At 64.3% G+C, this 17,217-nt stretch carries 15 protein-coding genes; 2 read left to right on the top strand and 13 right to left on the bottom strand.

What is annotated here, in order from left to right:
* Positions 1 to 24: 24 nt before the first annotated feature.
* The 9 genes from RIA72_RS16525 to RIA72_RS16565 all read right to left on the bottom strand — a co-directional run bounded on the left by RIA72_RS16525 (position 25) and on the right by RIA72_RS16565 (position 8,403).
* Positions 25 to 921: a hypothetical protein gene (locus RIA72_RS16525; protein WP_350033155.1), complete on the bottom strand. Its 897-nt coding sequence runs from the start codon at positions 919 to 921 to the stop codon at positions 25 to 27.
* A 2-nt stretch (positions 922 to 923) separates the two neighbouring features.
* Complete coding sequence (locus RIA72_RS16530) at positions 924 to 1,904, bottom strand: type II secretion system F family protein (protein ID WP_350033156.1); 981 nt, start codon at positions 1,902 to 1,904, stop codon at positions 924 to 926.
* Between the two features lies 1 nt (position 1,905).
* Positions 1,906 to 2,907: a type II secretion system F family protein gene (locus tag RIA72_RS16535; RefSeq protein ID WP_350033157.1), complete on the bottom strand. Its 1,002-nt coding sequence runs from the start codon at positions 2,905 to 2,907 to the stop codon at positions 1,906 to 1,908.
* 1 nt (position 2,908) lies between these two features.
* Complete coding sequence (locus tag RIA72_RS16540) at positions 2,909 to 4,276, bottom strand: TadA family conjugal transfer-associated ATPase (protein ID WP_350033158.1); 1,368 nt, start codon at positions 4,274 to 4,276, stop codon at positions 2,909 to 2,911.
* A 4-nt stretch (positions 4,277 to 4,280) separates the two neighbouring features.
* Positions 4,281 to 5,471: a CpaE/TadZ family protein gene (locus RIA72_RS16545; protein WP_350033159.1), complete on the bottom strand. Its 1,191-nt coding sequence runs from the start codon at positions 5,469 to 5,471 to the stop codon at positions 4,281 to 4,283.
* Positions 5,472 to 5,486: 15 nt separating this feature from the next.
* Complete coding sequence (locus RIA72_RS16550) at positions 5,487 to 5,750, bottom strand: hypothetical protein (protein WP_350033160.1); 264 nt, start codon at positions 5,748 to 5,750, stop codon at positions 5,487 to 5,489.
* Complete coding sequence (locus RIA72_RS16555; protein WP_350033161.1) at positions 5,740 to 7,194, bottom strand: type II and III secretion system protein family protein; 1,455 nt, start codon at positions 7,192 to 7,194, stop codon at positions 5,740 to 5,742. The genes RIA72_RS16550 and RIA72_RS16555 overlap by 11 nt, the downstream gene beginning before the upstream one ends.
* Positions 7,184 to 8,137 (bottom strand): Flp pilus assembly protein CpaB, encoded by a 954-nt coding sequence (gene cpaB / locus RIA72_RS16560; RefSeq protein WP_350033162.1) that lies wholly within the window; start codon positions 8,135 to 8,137, stop codon positions 7,184 to 7,186. The genes RIA72_RS16555 and cpaB overlap by 11 nt, the downstream gene beginning before the upstream one ends.
* A gap of 80 nt (positions 8,138 to 8,217) precedes the next feature.
* The gene (locus RIA72_RS16565) at positions 8,218 to 8,403 is read right to left on the bottom strand and encodes a Flp family type IVb pilin (protein WP_350033163.1); all 186 of its coding nucleotides are present in this window, start codon (positions 8,401 to 8,403) and stop codon (positions 8,218 to 8,220) included.
* Between the two features lie 517 nt (positions 8,404 to 8,920).
* On the opposite strand from RIA72_RS16565, the gene RIA72_RS16570 reads away from it, so the two are divergent.
* Entirely contained in the window at positions 8,921 to 9,712 is a 792-nt protein-coding gene (locus tag RIA72_RS16570; RefSeq protein ID WP_350033164.1) for a DUF2569 domain-containing protein, read from the top strand.
* A gap of 30 nt (positions 9,713 to 9,742) precedes the next feature.
* Positions 9,743 to 10,819 (top strand): phosphatase PAP2 family protein, encoded by a 1,077-nt coding sequence (locus RIA72_RS16575; protein WP_350033165.1) that lies wholly within the window; start codon positions 9,743 to 9,745, stop codon positions 10,817 to 10,819.
* A gap of 57 nt (positions 10,820 to 10,876) precedes the next feature.
* Here the strand turns inward: RIA72_RS16575 and RIA72_RS16580 are convergent, their stop codons facing one another.
* The 4 genes from RIA72_RS16580 to RIA72_RS16595 are packed head-to-tail and all read right to left on the bottom strand — an operon-like array spanning position 10,877 to position 17,205.
* The gene (locus RIA72_RS16580; protein WP_502957976.1) at positions 10,877 to 14,122 is read right to left on the bottom strand and encodes an efflux RND transporter permease subunit; all 3,246 of its coding nucleotides are present in this window, start codon (positions 14,120 to 14,122) and stop codon (positions 10,877 to 10,879) included.
* Complete coding sequence (locus tag RIA72_RS16585) at positions 14,112 to 15,353, bottom strand: efflux RND transporter periplasmic adaptor subunit (protein WP_350033166.1); 1,242 nt, start codon at positions 15,351 to 15,353, stop codon at positions 14,112 to 14,114. Before RIA72_RS16585 ends, RIA72_RS16580 begins: the two co-directional genes overlap by 11 nt.
* Positions 15,350 to 16,633, bottom strand: a complete 1,284-nt coding sequence (locus RIA72_RS16590) for a TolC family protein (protein WP_350033167.1) — start codon at positions 16,631 to 16,633, stop codon at positions 15,350 to 15,352. Before RIA72_RS16590 ends, RIA72_RS16585 begins: the two co-directional genes overlap by 4 nt.
* A gap of 59 nt (positions 16,634 to 16,692) precedes the next feature.
* Positions 16,693 to 17,205 (bottom strand): hypothetical protein, encoded by a 513-nt coding sequence (locus RIA72_RS16595; RefSeq protein WP_350033168.1) that lies wholly within the window; start codon positions 17,203 to 17,205, stop codon positions 16,693 to 16,695.
* Positions 17,206 to 17,217 lie beyond the last annotated feature (12 nt).

The following is a 17,217-nucleotide window of genomic DNA, read 5'->3' on the forward strand; positions in this document are numbered from 1 at the left end:
GTCCAGAAGCCGACGACGCATCGATCAGGAGATGCCCGTTCTTGCCGGTAGCGCCAGCCCGGCGAACCGATGCCAATGGTTGAGCTGTTCCAGATAGGCTGCAACAAGGCCCAGATAGGCCTTGTTGCTCATCTTGGGCGGCGGCGTGTCCGCGATCGGATTGGCGGGCAGCGCTGCACATTCCATCTGATCGCTTTGGGTTGCGATAAAGACTTCGCCGATGCTGATACGAACCATCTGCGGAGAGGCGCCGGGGCGTTGCGGCGCCGCCGTGCCAAATGCCGCAGAGCAAAAGACCGTCGTTTCTCCAGCCGGTTCTAGATCGGGTGTTTCGTTGGGAGAAAACAGCGTTGCGTCGGCAAGGAGCGGCCGGAAAACATCGCCGAGTGGGCTATGCGTCGCGAGTTTCGCCGCAACAGCCTCGTCTCTGCCTTCCGCGATCGAGGAAGCGATTGCTGCGTGATTTACCCCCGGCGCTAGCACGTCTTCGGCAACCGCTGCCGCCCCGCGATCGGCCAGCAGGGCGCGCCGTTTTTCCTGCTGCCCCGAAGCGGCGTAGAATGTCGCAAGGTTGCGGCGCGTGCGCTCGTCGTCGGTGCGCAGCGCGAGCGCCTTTTGGAAATAGCGCTCGGCAAGATCGCCGCGGCCGATGCCGTCATAGGCGATCGCCAGTCCGTTGAGGCTGTCGAGTTCCAATGCCGGATCGCGGCCGGCGGTTTTGAACAACTCGATCGCCAGTCCATATTGACGTGCAGCCAGATAGGTCCGCGCCCGCGCGAGCGCGTGAGCAGGCGGCAAACCCGCCAGAACCGGCACATCGCGAACAACCGGAAGCGCCGACTTCAACGGCGGCCCGAACGAGCAGCTAGCGAGCAGCACAGTGGCCGCTGCGCATGCCAGGGTGCGGTGTCGATCGCGCATGATCATCCCCCTCCGGTCATCGCCGGCGCAATTTCCCGTACCACCCGAACCGCTGCGGGAAGCATCAGCACGCCGACCATGACCGGCAACATGCAGGCGACGAGCGGAATGGACAGCAGCACGGGCAGGCGATGCGCCTTTTCTTCGGCTCGCATCCGACGTTTTTCGCGCATTTCCGTGGCATAGGTGCGCAGCGTCGTCGCAATGCTCGATCCGAGCTTGTCGGACTGGATCAGCAGCGTCGAAAATGCCCGGATCTCGTCGACCCTTGTACGGTCGGCCATGTTGCGCAGCGCTTCTTCACGGCTCGCGCCGGCGCGAAGTTCGAGATTTGTCTGCAAAAGCGTTTCGGCAACGAGTGGATGCGATGTGGTCATTTCGCGCGCAACGCGGTCGAGCGCGGCTTCAAGGCCCATTCCGGCCTCGACGCATACCAGCATCAGGTCGAGGCAATCGGGAAAGCCGTTCACAATTTCCTGGCGCCGCCGATCGGCTTTCGCGGTCAGGAAAAGATTGGGCAGGACAAGGCCCATTGTCGCGAACAACGCCCCCTGAAGATAAAGGCTTAGCGGGGAGGGTGGTTCGCTGGATGCCAGCTGGGGAAGGACGATCACGGATGGCAGGGCTACGATCATGATCAGGCGGATGAGAGTGAATATCTTCGGCGCGTCGGGCGAACGAAAACCCGCCGCGATCATTTTGCGCTGGAGCGCTTTGGGATCAGAATCCCCGAGCGACAAACCACCGCGTTCGATCCGCTCGGTGAGCCGTGCCCACGCGCTCGCCCGGACCTCCGAAGCCTGAAGGCTTGCGGCCGCGCTTTCGGAGATGGCGGCGCGCGACTGTTCCTCGAGCCGGTCGAGGACCAGGCGGCGGCCGAGCAGCGCACGGATCGCCAGAAAGGCGAGACCCGAAACTGCCGCAAAGAGCAGCAGCAGGAAGGCCGAACGCATGAACGGTGACAAGGCGATCAGCTCGACCATGCTAGACCTTCAGATCCACCATGCGCCGGATTGCGATGAACCCGATGATGTAGAGCAGCAATATGCCGACGAAGCCGAAAATGAAGATCGGGTCGTCGGCTACATCGAGATAAAAGGCGGGATTGAAGGTGAAAAGGCCGGCAAATGCAAGGATAGGCAGGACCGTGAGAACAAGCGCCGTCATGCGTCCTTCGGAACTCAGGGCCCGGACCTTCATGAACATGCTCGCGCGTTCGCGAATGACCCGGCCAAGATTTTCCAGGATTTCCGCCAGATTGCCCCCGGTTTCCATCTGGACGGAGACCGAGACGACGAACATGTCTATATCGGCAAGCCCCCAGCGTTCGGCCATCCGCGAGAGCGCCTCGCGCAGCCCGAACCCGAAGGCGATTTCGTCGGCGACGATCCCGAATTCGGTGCCGACGGGATCTTCCATTTCCTCGATCAGCAGATTGAGCGCGGCGGGTATCGGATGGCCCGCGCGCAAACCCCGGACAAACACATCGAGTGCGACCGGAAACTGACTTTCCATACGGCGGCGGCGGGCATCGGCGAGACGGCCGACGACCATCCATGGCAGCAGTACGCCGATGACGATCCCCATGACGATTGCGATCTGGAAGACCCCGAAAGTCACCGCGGCGCCGGACCAGGCGGCAAGGACCAGTATCAGCACGGTGATCCCCGCTGCAGCTACGAGCATCAGCCCGAACACTTCAAACGCCGAGCGCTTGATATTGGCCGCGTTCAGCATCCGGTGAAAAGCGCGCACGGCATTGGAAACCCATTCGGGCGCCCCCGGTATGTCGTGCGGAATATCCTTGCGCAGCTTTGCCGTCACGGTTTCGCGGTCGATCCCGGCCTCGATCATCCGCAGCCGCTGGTTGACGGCACGGCTTCTGCCGCGGCGTTCGAGAATCGCGCCGCCCGCCACTTGGGCGATGAGGACGATCAACGCGAAAAGCGCGAGCAAGGTCAGGAAACGAAGCGCGGTATCGCTCATGTCACAGGACCGGCCGATCGGGGCGGAAAAGGTCGGGCGAAAGCTCGACGCCGTGCGCCGACAGCGTATCGAGGAATTTCGGCCTGATGCCTGTCGCTTCGAAATGTCCAAGAACACGATTCTCCGCGTCGCGCCCGGCCATGCGGAAGAGGAAAATATCCTGCATGGTGACGATGTCGCCTTCCATGCCGGTGATTTCCGACAGGCTGAGAAGGCGGCGGCGACCGTCGGCGAGGCGTCCGATTTGCACGACGACGTTGATCGCCGAGGCGATTTGCGCCCGCGCGGCGCGCGGCGACATTTCGATGCCGCTCATGCTTATCATCTGTTCGACGCGCGATAGCGCATCGCGCGCGGTATTGGCGTGCACCGTCGTCATCGAACCGTCGTGGCCGGTATTCATCGCCTGAAGCATGTCGAATGCCTCGCCGGCGCGCACTTCGCCGATGATGATGCGGTCGGGCCGCATACGCAGGGCATTTTTGACGAGATCGCGCTGCGTTACCTCGCCCCGGCCTTCGATATTGGCGGGCCGCGTCTCCAGCCGCGCGACGTGCGATTGTTGCAGTTGCAGTTCCGCCGAATCCTCGATCGTCACGATGCGCTCGCGCTCATCGATATAGGAGGAAATGGCGTTGAGCAGCGTCGTCTTGCCCGACCCCGTCCCGCCCGAAATCAGGATATTGCGGCGAGCGGCGACGACGCCCTTCAACACCTCGGCAATCGCGGCGGGAACGCTGCCGAATTCGATGAGCTTCGCCATGTCGATCGGGATGTGCCCGAATTTGCGGATCGACAGCAGCGAACCATCGAGCGCCAGCGGCGGCACGATGGCGTTGACGCGCGACCCGTTCGGCAGACGCGCATCGACGAACGGCGAGGATTCGTCGATCCGGCGGCCGACACCGCTCGCGATTTTCTGGATGATGCGGAACAGGTGCCGCTCGTCCTTGAAGCGCGTGTCGACCCTTTCGAGCAAGCCCATGCGTTCGACAAAGACCGTCTCGTGGCCGTTGACGAGGATGTCGGTAATGGTTTCGTCCTCGATCAGCGGTTCGAGCGGGCCGAGACCGAGCAGTTCATCGAGGACGTTGCTGACGAGCAGTTTTCGTTCGGCGGCGGTCAAGGCCATCTGGTGACGGCCCAGAATGCCGGTGATGACATCGCCCGCTTCGGCCTCGATCTGGGCACGCGACATTTTGTCGAGCTGGGCGAGGTTGATTTCGTCGAGAAGTTCGCGGTGGACCTGAACCTTGAGCGACAGCAGCGCCGCCGTGCGGTCGGAGGCGGGAGCCGTGCCCGCGCCCGTCTGAACCGGGATCACGCTGTCTTCGCTTTTGGCGCTCTTCTGCTTCTGGACTTGCCACATCGCGCTAGGCTCCGCCGGGAAGGGCTGCGGCGACCTGTTCGGCCAGAGTGGAAAGGTCGGCGGCCACCTTGTTCTTGCGCGCTGCCGTCCCGACCAGAATGCCCTGATCCTGCGCCGATTGAACGATGGCATAGTCGCTCTGCACGGTCGCAAAGACGGGATAGTGCAGGGCATCGGCGGCGTCCTGAACGCCGATGGTGCGGAACAGGCGCTTTTCGACGCGGTTCGCGACAATGCGGATGCGCGCCGGATCGATTCCCGTTTCCTCGAACAGCGTCAGGCGGCGGCGCGCCTGGCGCAGGCTGCCGATCGAAAGGTCGACGACGAGGAGGACGAGATCGGCCTTGTCGATCGCCGACAAGGTCCAGTTGGCCCAGTTTCCGGGCAGGTCGAGCACGACATGGTCGAACTGCCGGCGCGCAAGGTCGAGCACGCGCATCAACTGGTCGACATCGACCGATTCCAGCGGCGAAATCTTTTCGGGGGCGGCAACGACTGCGACCCCCTGTTCGGTTGCCGCGACGGTGCGCAGCAATTCGCCATCGACGCGATCCCCCGCATCGAGCAGATTGTCCATCGTCAGCCCCGACGCCCGGCCGAGGTAGGAGGCGGCATTGCCGAATTGAAGGTCGAGATCGACGAGGCAGCAACCGTTGGGCCCCATGCCGCCCAGATAATGCGCGATGTGCGTCGCGATGGTCGTCGCACCGATGCCGCCGACGCTTTGCGCCACCGCGATGACCGGCGCGAGAGTGGGGTCGCGCACAGCTTCCCTGGCGCTCGCGGCGAGCAGATTGTTGACGGCATCGTCGAACTCGGCGCGCTGGATCGGCAGCGCGATGACATCGTCGACGCCCTGGCGGATCAGCGCGCGTGTCGTTGCAAGGTCGCCGTCGCGCAGCGCAACGATCAGCGGCAGCCCCGGCCATCGCGCCCGCAGCGATGTAAGCCGCTGCATCGATCGCGGGTCGCCGGTGACGAGTTCGACGACCACGAGTTCGGCGTCCCCCATCATGTCAGGGCTTATGGGAGCGTCTGCGGCCAGATGGACCAGTTCGAAGGAGAGGTTTGACGGGTCGTCGTGCGACAGTGCCGATCGTGCGAACTCCTCTTCGGAGATCAGCAGTTTAATCTTGCAGGTCAAACGCAAATGTCCATCGCTGACGGGCGTTTCCATTTCGATATTCTTGCCCATGGCCCATCCCCGGTCCTATTGCGGCGTGCCGGCTTCGGTGTCCGTCGTGCGGATCGTATCGGGTTGCTTCACCTTGTCGGTGCGATAGCGTTCGACCGCCGCCGCTCCCTTGGCGCCCTCGGTCGTCGGCACCGGATTTTCATATTGCGGATCGGGGTCGACGACCTGCGCCGCCATCGTATGCCGCACGGCATTGCCGAAGGTGGCGTCGGTGGGCGCGCAGCCAGCGGCGATCAGCGCCGCCAGGGCGGCCGCGGCGAAACGGCGATCAATATTCATAGCCGGTTGCTCCTTCGGGGCGATCCGCGGTTCCCGTCTTCGCCGGCGGCATCTGTTGCTGGACCGGAGGAATGGCGGGAACGGCGTTGTCGGTGCGACCCAACAGGAAAAGATCGAGTTCGGTCGGCTCGCCGACCCGCTCGGTCGGAAGCGCGACCTGGTTCGGCTTGATCGGCTGGACAAGGCGCGGGGTCACGACGATCAGCAGCTCGGTTTCCCCGCGCTGGAAACCCGACGAGCGGAACAGCGATCCGATGATCGGAATCGACCCCAGCAGCGGCACCTGGCGCACCGTGCTGCGAAAATCCTGGCGGATCAAACCGGCGATGGCAAAGGATTCGCCGTCGCGCAGTTCGAGCGTCGTCGACGCCCGGCGGGTCTGCAGCCCCGGAATCGTGATGTCGTTGAGGATGATCGAATTATTGGGGTCGATCGAACTGACTTCGGGTTCGACGATCATGTTGATCACGCCGTCCGCAAGGATCGTCGGCGTAAAGCCCAGGCTGACCCCGAACGGCTTGAACTCGATCGTGATGCTCTGCCCGCCGCTGCCGCCGATGCCGCCGCCGCCCTGGACGACGGGGATCGGAAATTCGCCGCCGGCCAGGAAACTGGCCTTTTCGCCGGAAAGCGCGACGAGCGTGGGTTCGGCCAGCGTCTTTGCCAGCCCCTTGTCCTCCAGGCTGTCGAGCGCGGCGAGAATGTTCAGGCCGCCCAGCGAAAAGCTTTTCTGGACGATGCCGAAACTGTCGGTGATCGATCCCAGTTTCAGCTCGCCGATGCCCGTGTCGGGGTTGGGAACCAGCGACGCGCCGTTGCCGATCGCGCCGTCGAAACTGCCCGACCGGTTGCGCAGAAAGCCGCTGACGCCGATTTCCTTGCCGGTCTGGCGGTTGATTTCGGAAAAGCGAACCTCCAGCATCACCTGCTGGCTCGATCCGATGCCCATCATGTTGACGACCTTGTCTCCGGCATAGGTGCCGGCGATCCGGACCGCATTCTGCGCCGCGGCGGCGCTGCTGACCACGCCCGACAGGACGACGGCGTCGTTGGCGATCCGCGCGCTGATATTTTCGCTAGGCATCAGTTCGCCAAGCTGGCGGCGCAGCGTCAGGACGTCGGGGCCGACCGCGACGTCGACGATGGTGATGACGCGCCCGCCCTTGTCATAGATGGTGAGGCTGGTGGTCCCCATTTTTTTGCCCAGGACATAGATGGACCGGTCGGAGATCGGCATGATGTCGGCGATCTCTTCCGAACCGATCATCGCGCGGCTGAACGGGCGGTCCAGCGTCACCGTCTGGCTTTTGTTGAGCGGCACGTCGAGCTGCCCCGCCACGACCCCGTCGCCGGTCTGGGCCTGGACGGCCGGGATGGCGGCGGCGGCAAGCGCGAGCGACGCCAGAATGGGGCGCATGGCGCGGCGGCAATGATCACGAGCCATGACGTTTCACCTCATAAGTCGACGGCGTGGTGCCGCGGACGATTTCGACCGACGGCCCCGCGGGGCGGGACGGCGCCACTGGCGCGCGCGGCGCGGCATAGCGCGGCGCACCCATCGGCGCTTCGCTGTAAAATCCGGGCGGCAGGCCCGCGAGACCGGGCGAGGGCTGGTTCTGCGACCGACGCGACGGCGCCGATTGCCAGCCGCTTCCCAAATCCTGCTGGGTGACGGTCATGTTCGCGCCGTCCTCGATGCTGGTCACATTCCGCAGTGCCAGCGAAATGGTGCCGATCTCGCTTGCCAGCGCCAGTTTCTGCGCGCCGACGGCATCGACCTCCAGCGTCGCGGTCTTGGCCACCTTGGGATCGGTCTTGTCCTCGTCGGAAACCTGGTCGACAGCGATGACGCGCACTTTTTCGAGCACGATGTCGGTCATCTGGTCCTTGGCATTGGCGCCGTCGCCCGACATTTCGCGCGTCACCAGAACGTCGACGATGTCGCCGGGCGTCACCAGCCCGCCCACGCCGGTCACGGCATTGACCCCCACCGCCACCGCGCGCATGCCATCGGGAAGCAGCGCCGATACCGCGGCGCGGCCGCCGATGCCGGTGACTTTCGATGCAAGGATGGGCTCGCCCACGGCGATGGGGCGCAGCGCGACGCGCGGGCCGCGCGGATTGTCGATGACGCCGATGGTCGTCTTGAAAGCCCCTTCGGGCAACGAAGCAGCCGGCCACGCCACCAGCCTGGTGTTTTCCGCGGTTAGCTGGGTACCGAAATCGAGCGGCTGCGATGCCACGAGTACCTGAACAAGCTGCGCCTGTTCGGCCCGCAACTGTTCCTGTTTCTCGACGCCGCTGAAATAAGTGTTCGCCAGAAAGACGACTATGAGCCCCAAGATAACCGCAACTGCGGCGACTATTCCATTTCGCCCGGAAAACATCGGCCTGCCCCCATGACCTGTTTCATCTTGACCGGATACCACTTGTGGTATCCGGTCAACTGTGAAGCGTCTAAGGCTTGTTAGGGCGCCGCGTATTCGAGTTTATTAATTTCATCGGCCGCTTCGCTCATGGCTGCGCCAATAGCGTTGCCAAGCGTCACCGCGCCAACCGCGATGCCCGTGCCGATGATCGCGAGGATCAGCACATATTCGGCGGCCGAGGCGCCGCTTTCGTCACGCACGAAATTTTTCAGAAAATTCTTCATGGTCTGGACTCCTTGAAAACCGTCAACCGAAGGACGGTAATGTCTGTCCTCCCCCCCCATGGAGGCGGTCAGACATTCCCTTAGAAGGAGTGCATAGGAACCGACGCGACCCGGTATTGAAACCCCGGCATGCGCCGGTTCAACCTGTCAATGCGGCCCCCCTCGGGAACCCCATGATTCAATCCAATTTGGTGGGAATGGTCAATCAATTATTAATTAAGTATGACAGCTACTTAACATCAATCCTTTATTAACCATTCCGGGCAAAGCGACCTATTCTTGGTTAACAGGGTCTGCCCAAGCTTCGAGTCGCGCGCGATTCGAAATTGTCAATTATCTCGGAGATGTAGCCGCGGTGCGGTGCAGAAGAGGGGGCATCGGCGAACATTTAATAAACCGTTGGAACCACCGCGGCCGCGGCCGCTTTATTTACAATGATGTCCATACAATTGTTTATTAACCATGCGCCCCTATATGCCGATGGTATCGCGTCCGAATGCAAAGGATGATTTGCAGCATGACCGGCCCCGCCGTCCAATCGATGAAACAGCGGCTCTTTCATCAGAGCGTACGCTTCGTCGCGCCGCTTGAAAGCCGGGTCGGCGACATCCTGCTCGGCTGGACGGTCGTTGTGGCGCTCATCTGTCTCGCGCGCGTCCTGAACCCCGTGACGCCCGCCACCACGGCCTCGTCGCTCGCGGTCCTGCTGGTCCCCCATCTGCTGATCCTCGCCAGCCCGTTTATCGCCCATTGGACCGCGAATGCGCTCGTCCCGCACGGCACCGATTTTGCCCAGCCGCAGATACGGCTGGCGCGGATCGGCAGCTGGCGGCCGCTGAACGCGCTGGCGGCGCGCGACCACCCCGCCTTTGGCCCAGTCGGGATCATGGCGTCGCTCTTGCTGGGCATGTTGCTCAACGTGCCGGTGCGCACCGCCGAGTTCATGGCGGCGGTCCCCGCGATGACCGGATCGTCGCCGCTGTGGGGACAGATGATCTATTTCGCGATGGCGAGCGACCTGATCCTGATGAATTTCCTTTATTCGCTCTGTTTTTTCATGGCGCTGCGGCGCGTGCCCTTTTTCCCGCGCCTGCTGCTCCTGACCTGGGCGGTCGATGTGACGTCGCAGGTGATGATCGCCGATTATGTCAGCGCCGCGCCGCATCTGCCGGGCCAGGTCGCCGCGGCGATCGTCCCGCTGCTCGAAGGCAATCTGCAAAAAGCGTTCATCAGCATCATCGTCTGGTTGCCGTACCTGCTTCTGTCCGAACGCGTGAACGTCACCTATCGCTGGCGCCAGCGCGCCTGAGCCTTTGCAGCAGGCGCCGGAGGGCCGCTGTTGCAATTGATCGCCGCGGGGTTAATTTGCCGTTCGGTTGCGGGGGGAGCAACGGTGATGACGGGCGAATGGCGCATCGCGCTGTTTTTTCTGGGCGTGTTGGCCATCATATGGGCAACGCTGGCGGCAGTCGGGGTATTTCCGTTCCGCCCCTATTCCTATCTCTCTAATTTTTTCCTCTATTTTTCGGCGTGGTTCTTCTTTGCCGCCGCACAGGTGTTGCACAGCCTGTACCGGCATCGCCCCGACCGCCCGATCCGCTTCGTGCGCGACACGCTGTTCGGTCCGGCCTATCGGCGGCGGCTGGCCCAATCGGCGCCGCTGCTGATCGCGGTCGTTCTCTTCATGCCGGGCTTTTCGGCGATGAAAAGCGCGATTCCGCTGTTCAACGACTATGGCTGGGATCAACGCTTCATCAACCTCGACCTTGCGCTGCATGGGCAGGACCCGTGGCGCATCCTGCAACCCCTGCTGGGCCATCCGCTCATCACCTCGGCGATGTCGGTGGCCTATCATCTCTGGATCTTGCTGATTTACGCTGGCACGATCTTTTTTGCGCTGCATGTCGATGATCGGACGTTGCGGCAGCGATATTTCGCGGCCTTTTTTGGCATCTGGACCGTAAACGGCGTCGTGCTGGCGACGCTTTTCGCATCGGTCGGGCCATGCTTCCTCGAACCCATGACCGGCAACGCGCATTTCGCCGACCAGATGGCGTATCTTTTGCGGGCAAACGAAATTTATCCCGTGATGGTCGTCGACGTCCAGCAGCAACTGATCGCATGGCATGCGAGTGGCTCGCATGGCCTTGGCCGGGGGATCAGCGCCATGCCGTCGATGCATGTCGCGCTTGCCTTCCTCTTTTTTCTCGCGATCCGGAAGGTCGGCCGCGCGCTGGGGATCGTCTTTTTCCTTTTCTTTCTTCTCACCCTGATCGGTTCGGTTCACCTGGCCTATCACTATGCCGTCGACGGCTATGTCGCGATCGTCACGACTGCGATCATATGGGTGTTTTGCGGTGCGCTTTTCCAGCGTCGCCGGACAGCGGCTCAGCTCGAAAGCCTCAACCCCGCCTGAGGCTGGACCAGCCTTGTCCGATGCGGCCCCGCGCGCCGACGCGCGCGGGGCCCGGTATCAGGCGGGCAGCGGCTCCAGCGCTGCCGCAGGCGGAGGCACGTCCTTCTTCGCCGCACGCCCGTGGACCATGCGATAGAGCGCCGGCAGCACGAGCAGCGTCAGGATCGTCGAGGAGACGATCCCGCCGATCACCACCGTTGCGAGCGGCCGCTGCACCTCGGCACCCGCCCCGACGTTGAATGCCATCGGGACGAAGCCGAGGCTCGCGACGAGCGCGGTCATCAACACGGGGCGCAGGCGGGTTAGGGCGCCTTCGCGGATCGCCTCTTCCAGCGCGCTGCCGCTTTCGCGAAGCTGCCGGATGAAGCTCAGCATCACCACGCCGTTGAGCACCGCGACCCCGGAGAGGGCGATGAACCCCACCCCGGCCGAGATCGACAGCGGCATGTCGCGCACGAGAAGCGCCGCGACGCCGCCTGTGAGCGCCAGCGGCACGCCCGAGAAGACGATCGCGGCATCCTTGCCCGATCGGAACAGCAGATAGAGCAGCCCGAAGATCAGCAGCAGCGCCGCGGGCACCACCAGCTTAAGCCGTTGCGCCGCGGAGATGAGCTGTTCGAACGTGCCGCCATAGGTGATCCAATAGCCATCGGGCAACTCGACCTCTGCACCGACCTTTGCCTCCAGCTCCTCGATGAACGAGCCGAGGTCGCGGCCGCGGACGTTGGCGGTCACGACGACACGGCGTTTGCCATTCTCGCGGCTGACCTGGTTGGGGCCGATCGCGACCTCGACCCTGGCAACGTCGGCGAGGGGGACGAACCCGCGCGGCCCCGTGTCCATCGCCATGCCCGTCGCGGGATCGACCGCCGGGCCGCTTCCCGGGAGCGGGATACGCAGCCGTCCGATCTCGTCAATCCGGTCACGGACGGTTTCGGGCAGGCGCACGATGATCGGGAAGCGGCGATCTCCCTCGAATATCCGCCCCGCCTCGACGCCGCCGATCGAGATGGCGACGGCCTGCTGCACGTCGTTCACATTGAGGCCGAACCGCGCGAGCGCGGCGCGGTCGGGGGTGATCTGCAGCATCGGCAGGCCGCTGACCTGCTCGACGCTGACATCCTGCGCGCCGTCTATTCCCGAAGCGACTTCCTCGATCGACTGGCCGACCTCGAGCAAGGTGTCGAGGTTGTCGCCGAAGATCTTGACCGCAACATCGGCGCGAACCCCGGAGAGCAGCTCGTTGAACCGCATCTGGATCGGCTGGGTGAACTCGTAATTGCTGCCCGGAATCTCGGCGACTGCGGCCTCCATTTCCCTGACGAGTTCGCCCTTGGGTTTCCTGGGGTCGGGCCACTCCTTCCGGTTTTTCAGGATGACGAACGTATCGGCGACCCATGGCGGCATCGGATCGGTCGCGACCTCGGCAGTTCCGATCTTTGCGACCACCCGGTCGACCTCGGGGAACCGCTTGATACGCGCTTCGAGCGCGGCCTGCATGTCGACCGCCTGGCTGATGCTGGTGCCCGGAACGCGCAAGGCGTGGAGCGCGATGTCGCCTTCGTCGAGGTTTGGCACGAACTCCGATCCCATCCGCGTCGCGGCGAGCCCCGCGAGCGCGACGAGCGCAACTGCGCCGGCGACGAAGGCGACGCGGAGCCGCAACGCAGTGGCGAGCGCCGGAGCATAGGCGCGCCGCGCCCAGCCCATCAGCCGGCTTTCTTTCTCCTCGACCTTCCCCTTGACGAACAGCGCGATCGCCGCGGGCACGAAGGTCAGCGAAAGGATGAGCGCCGCCGTCAATGCCATGACGACGGTGATTGCCATCGGATGAAACATCTTCCCTTCGACACCGGTGAGCGCAAAGATCGGTACATAGACGAGCGCGATGATCAGCACGCCGAACAGCGACGGGCGGATGACCTCCGAACTTGCAGAGGCGGCTAGCGCGAACCGCTCGTCGCGGGTCAGCAAACGGCCGAACCGGTGTTGCGCTTCGCCGAACCGGCGGAGGCAGTTTTCGACGATGATGACGGCGCCGTCGACGATCAGGCCGAAATCGAGCGCGCCCAGACTCATCAGATTGCCCGACACCCCGGCGCGGACCATGCCGGTGATCGTCATCAGCATCGAGATCGGGATGACCGCCGCGGTGATCAGGGCCGCCCGGATATTGCCGAGCAGCAGGAACAGCACGGCGATGACGAGGAGCGCACCTTCGAGAAGATTCTTCTCGACCGTCCAGATCGCGCGTTCGACCAGATTGGTGCGATCGTAGATCGGCACGGCCCTGACGCCCGCGGGGAGCGCCTGTGCCGCGACCGTCAGACGTTCTGCCGCCGCACGCGCGACAACGCGGCTGTTCTCGCCGGCGAGCATCACGACGGTGCCGAGGACCACCTCTCTACCATTCTCCGTCGCGGCGCCGGTGCGCAGTTCTTCGCCCATGCCGATGTCGGCGACATCGGCAACGCGGATCGGGATGCCGTTCCGGTTGCTGACGATGATGGCTTTCAGATCGTCGATGCCATCGGCCTGGCCCGGCGTGCGGACAAGATATTGCTCGCCATAGCGTTCGACATAGCCTGCGCCGACATTGTCATTGTTGAGTTCGAGCGCCTGCACGACATCGCGCAAGGTGAGCCCATAGGCTGACAGCCGCGCGGGGATGGGGGTCACATGATATTGGCGTTCAAAGCCGCCGATGCTGTTGACCTCGGTGACGCCCGGGGTCCCCAGCAGCTGTGGCCGGATGACCCAGTCCTGCAGGGTGCGCATATCCTCGGCGGTATAGGCGCTGCCATCCGGCTTCTTCGCGCCCGGTTCGGCTTCCAGCGTATACATGAAAATCTCGCCGAGCCCGGTCGCGATCGGCCCCATGGTGGGGGCAACATTCGCCGGGAGCTGTTCGCGTGCCGATTGCAACCGTTCGTTGACGAGTTGCCGCGCGAAGTAAATGTCGGTCCCGTCCTCGAACACGGCCGTGACCTGGCTCAGGCCGTAGCGCGAGATCGAGCGGGTATATTGGAGACCGGGAAGACCCGCTATCGCTGTCTCGACGGGGAAGGTAACGCGCTGCTCGGCCTCGAGCGGGGAAAAGCCGGGCGCCTCGCTGTTGATCTGGACCTGAACATTGGTGATGTCGGGCGTGGCGTCGATCGGCAGCCGCTGGAAACTCCAGATACCGATCGCGCACAGCAGCGCGACGATGGCGAGGACGGTCCAGCGAAAGCGGATCGCTCCGGCGATAAGATGCTCGAGCAGTGCGGATTTCGTTGGGGGCAGGGCGGTCTCAGTGGTCATGGCTCGCCCCCGCCTTGTCGATGTCGGCCCGGATCAGGAAGGCGCCATCGGTGACATATTGCGTGCCGGCCTCCAGCCCGCCAAGAACTTCGGTCCATTCGGGAGTGCGGCGGCCGATTTCCAGCATCCGCACCTCGTATGTATTTCCGACCTTGGCGAAGACGACTTCGAAATCGCGGAAGCGCTGGATCGCCTTCGTCCGCACCGCGAGCGGGACATTGGCCTCAGCAACCGCGAAGCTCCCTTCGACCGCCATGCCGGGCCGGAAGGTTCGAGCAGCGATCCGCGGAAGGTGGACGTGCGCCAGCACGGTCTGGCTCGCGACATCGGCGGTCGGAACGACCGCCTCGACGACGCTCTCGATCGTGCCGTCGCCCGACAGGTTCTTGAGACTGACCGGCTGGCCGACGCGTACGCGCTCGGCGTCGCGCGGATAGACGAAGAACTCGGCATGCAGGTCGGTCGCGTCGGCGATCGCGAACAGCGCGCGATCGCCGGTGGTGTCGCCCACATTGACATTCTTTTCGACGATCGTACCGCTGATCGGCGCAGTGATCGAATAGACTTGCAGCGAATGGCTCGATTCGACGCGGGCCAGCAGCTGGCCGCGGCGCACCTGATCGCCGATCTTGCCGTTGAGCGACACGATCAGGCCGGGCAGGCGCGCGCGAACCTCGGCGCGGCCTTCGGGAGTGACCTCGACGCGGCCGCCCATGTCGATGAACTCGCTGACCGTCGCGGCGCCCGCCGTCTCGATCTTGACCCCGCCGGCCTTGGCGGCCTCGGGCGTGATCGTCGTGCGGCCCTCGTAGGACGGGTAGGTCCATTTGTGATTGCGGCCGCCTTCCGATGCCTGCACGCGGACATCGAAGCTGTGCGGCTCGGTGATGATGCCATTGCTGCGCAGATAATCTTCCTGCGGTGCAAAGGCGAAAGTGTCGACCTTGCCGCCCAAGCGGACGAGCTGGACGGACAGCTTTACCTCGTTTGGCTTGACTGGCTTATCATCACGATAGGCATAGACGCGGAACTCGGGCTCGACGCCGTCCTCGAAGAGGGTGATTTCGAGCGCGAAATTGCCGTCGCGGAGCATCCGGCCGCGATGCGGCCCGCGCTCATAGTCGCCGGTCGCGGCGGTGGCGCCTTCCTTTTGGGGTGTGGCGGTACCGCCGCATGCGGCGAGCAGGGAGAGGGCGATGATCGACACCGTCCCAAGCAGATATTTGGTCATCGGATCGTCTCCGTCGTGGCAAGCAATGGGATGTGGCGGCCAGTGAGCCGGTCGAGTCGCACGCCGAGCAAGTGAAAGCGGCGGAGCAGCTCGACGCGGCGCGTCTGCGCGTCGTTCACCGCGCCCTGCGCCTGCGCATATTCGAGGAAGGTGAAGGCGGTGCCGCCGCGCGCGAGCCCGTCGCGGATGAGGCGCGTCGCGCGCCTCGCGCTGGGGAGCACCTCGGCGTCGATGCGCTTCACCTCCGCCGCGATCAGGCGGCGGTCGGCGATGAGCTTGTCGACCTCGCGCTCGATCTCGACCTGCGCCACGGCGATATCGGCCTCAATCGCGCGCCGGTCGGCTTCCGCGCGCAGCACATTGCCGCGGTTCGCGGCTTTCGTGCCAAGCGGGATCGAACCACCGACCATCACCGCGAAATCATTGCCGTCGCCGACATGGCGGAGCCCTACACGGCCGCTCGGATCGGCGACGTTACCGGCTTCGGCCAGCCGTAGCTTCGCCTCGGCCGCCGCGCGTTCGGCGCCGAGTACCGCAATGTCTGCGGACGCGCTTCCGGGTGGGACGGCGACCACGATATTTTCCAGCGCGACCGGATCGAGCTGAACATCGGACGTGCCACCCCACCAGGCAGCGAGATTGGCGCGGGCGATGCGCGCGCTCTCTCGCGCCTGCTCGACGGCGATCTCGGCCTCGGCGACATTCGTGCGCGCGCGTTCGGCGGCGAACCATGGGTCGAGTGCCCCGGTAACGCGCTTCACGACGTCGAGTTCGACGCGCTTCAGATCGGCGAGCCGCGCCTCCGCAACCGGGATGGTAGCTTCGGCGGCGAGTGCCTCGACCCAAGCAGCCTGCACGCGCGCGAGCCGGTCTAGCAGGCGAACCCGGTTTTGCGCTCCGACGACGACGATGTCAGCGCGCGCCGCGCCGATCCGTGCTTCGCGCTTGCCACCGCGCTCCCAAGTTCGCTCATACCAGCCTGTCGTTTGGGGTTGGCTGAGTGGCGAATAGGGGCCCGTGCCGGCGAACTCCTCGAAATCGACGCCGATGACATCGCGCGGCCGGACATTGGCCTGCTGGATCGCGGCATCGGCGGCGTCAAGGCGCGCGGCGTTGGCGGCAAGGACGGGATCGCTCGTCGCGACGCGCGCCAGCGCCGCTTCCAAGGTCAGATTTTGCGCCAGGGCAGGCTGCGCGGCGGCGGCCAGCAGGACGCTCCCGCAGAGCAAAAGCCCGCGGCTAACACGCGCGCCGTAGCGCGCTCGAGAGAAAGAAAACATATGATAAAGGCCTCGCTGAAAGGCGTGGGAACATCCCACGCCTCAGGAGGCGCGGGAACTCAGGCGGTCAGCGAGAGAGGACGGGGCGGGCGTTCGGGCCCGATAGGCCGGAGCCCGGCGATGCGCCGGTCTTTGCCGATGCCGTGCATCGATGCGGGGGGCGTCAGGCCTGCGGCGATTAGCGCGTTAGGAATGAGCAGGCTGGGGCCGGTATCGCCGTGATGGTGATGCCCGCCAGCTGGATGGTCGCCGCCTGTGCCCTCGTCATCCACGGAGGCTCCGCCATGATGTCCCGCATGTTCGGCGATGCTGTCATGGACCGTGTCGGGGATGAACCTGCCCGCATCGCCATGATCGTGCGCGACCATGAAGGCCGGGCTGTGCTGGATTTGATCCGCGGCCTTCACCGGAACGGTCGCCGCATAGAATATCATCAACGCGGCGCACAGCGCCGCGATCAGGCGGTCGAAAAGGGCGGCCGGGCGGATCACATGCCCGCGTGTAGTTATGCGCTCGCCGGTTGGCAACCCGGCAGGGTCTGCGTCGAGCGGCGCCCTGGAACGGCTATCCATCGCGAACCTCCG

The sequence above is a fragment of the Sphingopyxis sp. genome, from assembly GCF_040216815.1.
Lineage (GTDB): Bacteria > Pseudomonadota > Alphaproteobacteria > Sphingomonadales > Sphingomonadaceae > Sphingopyxis.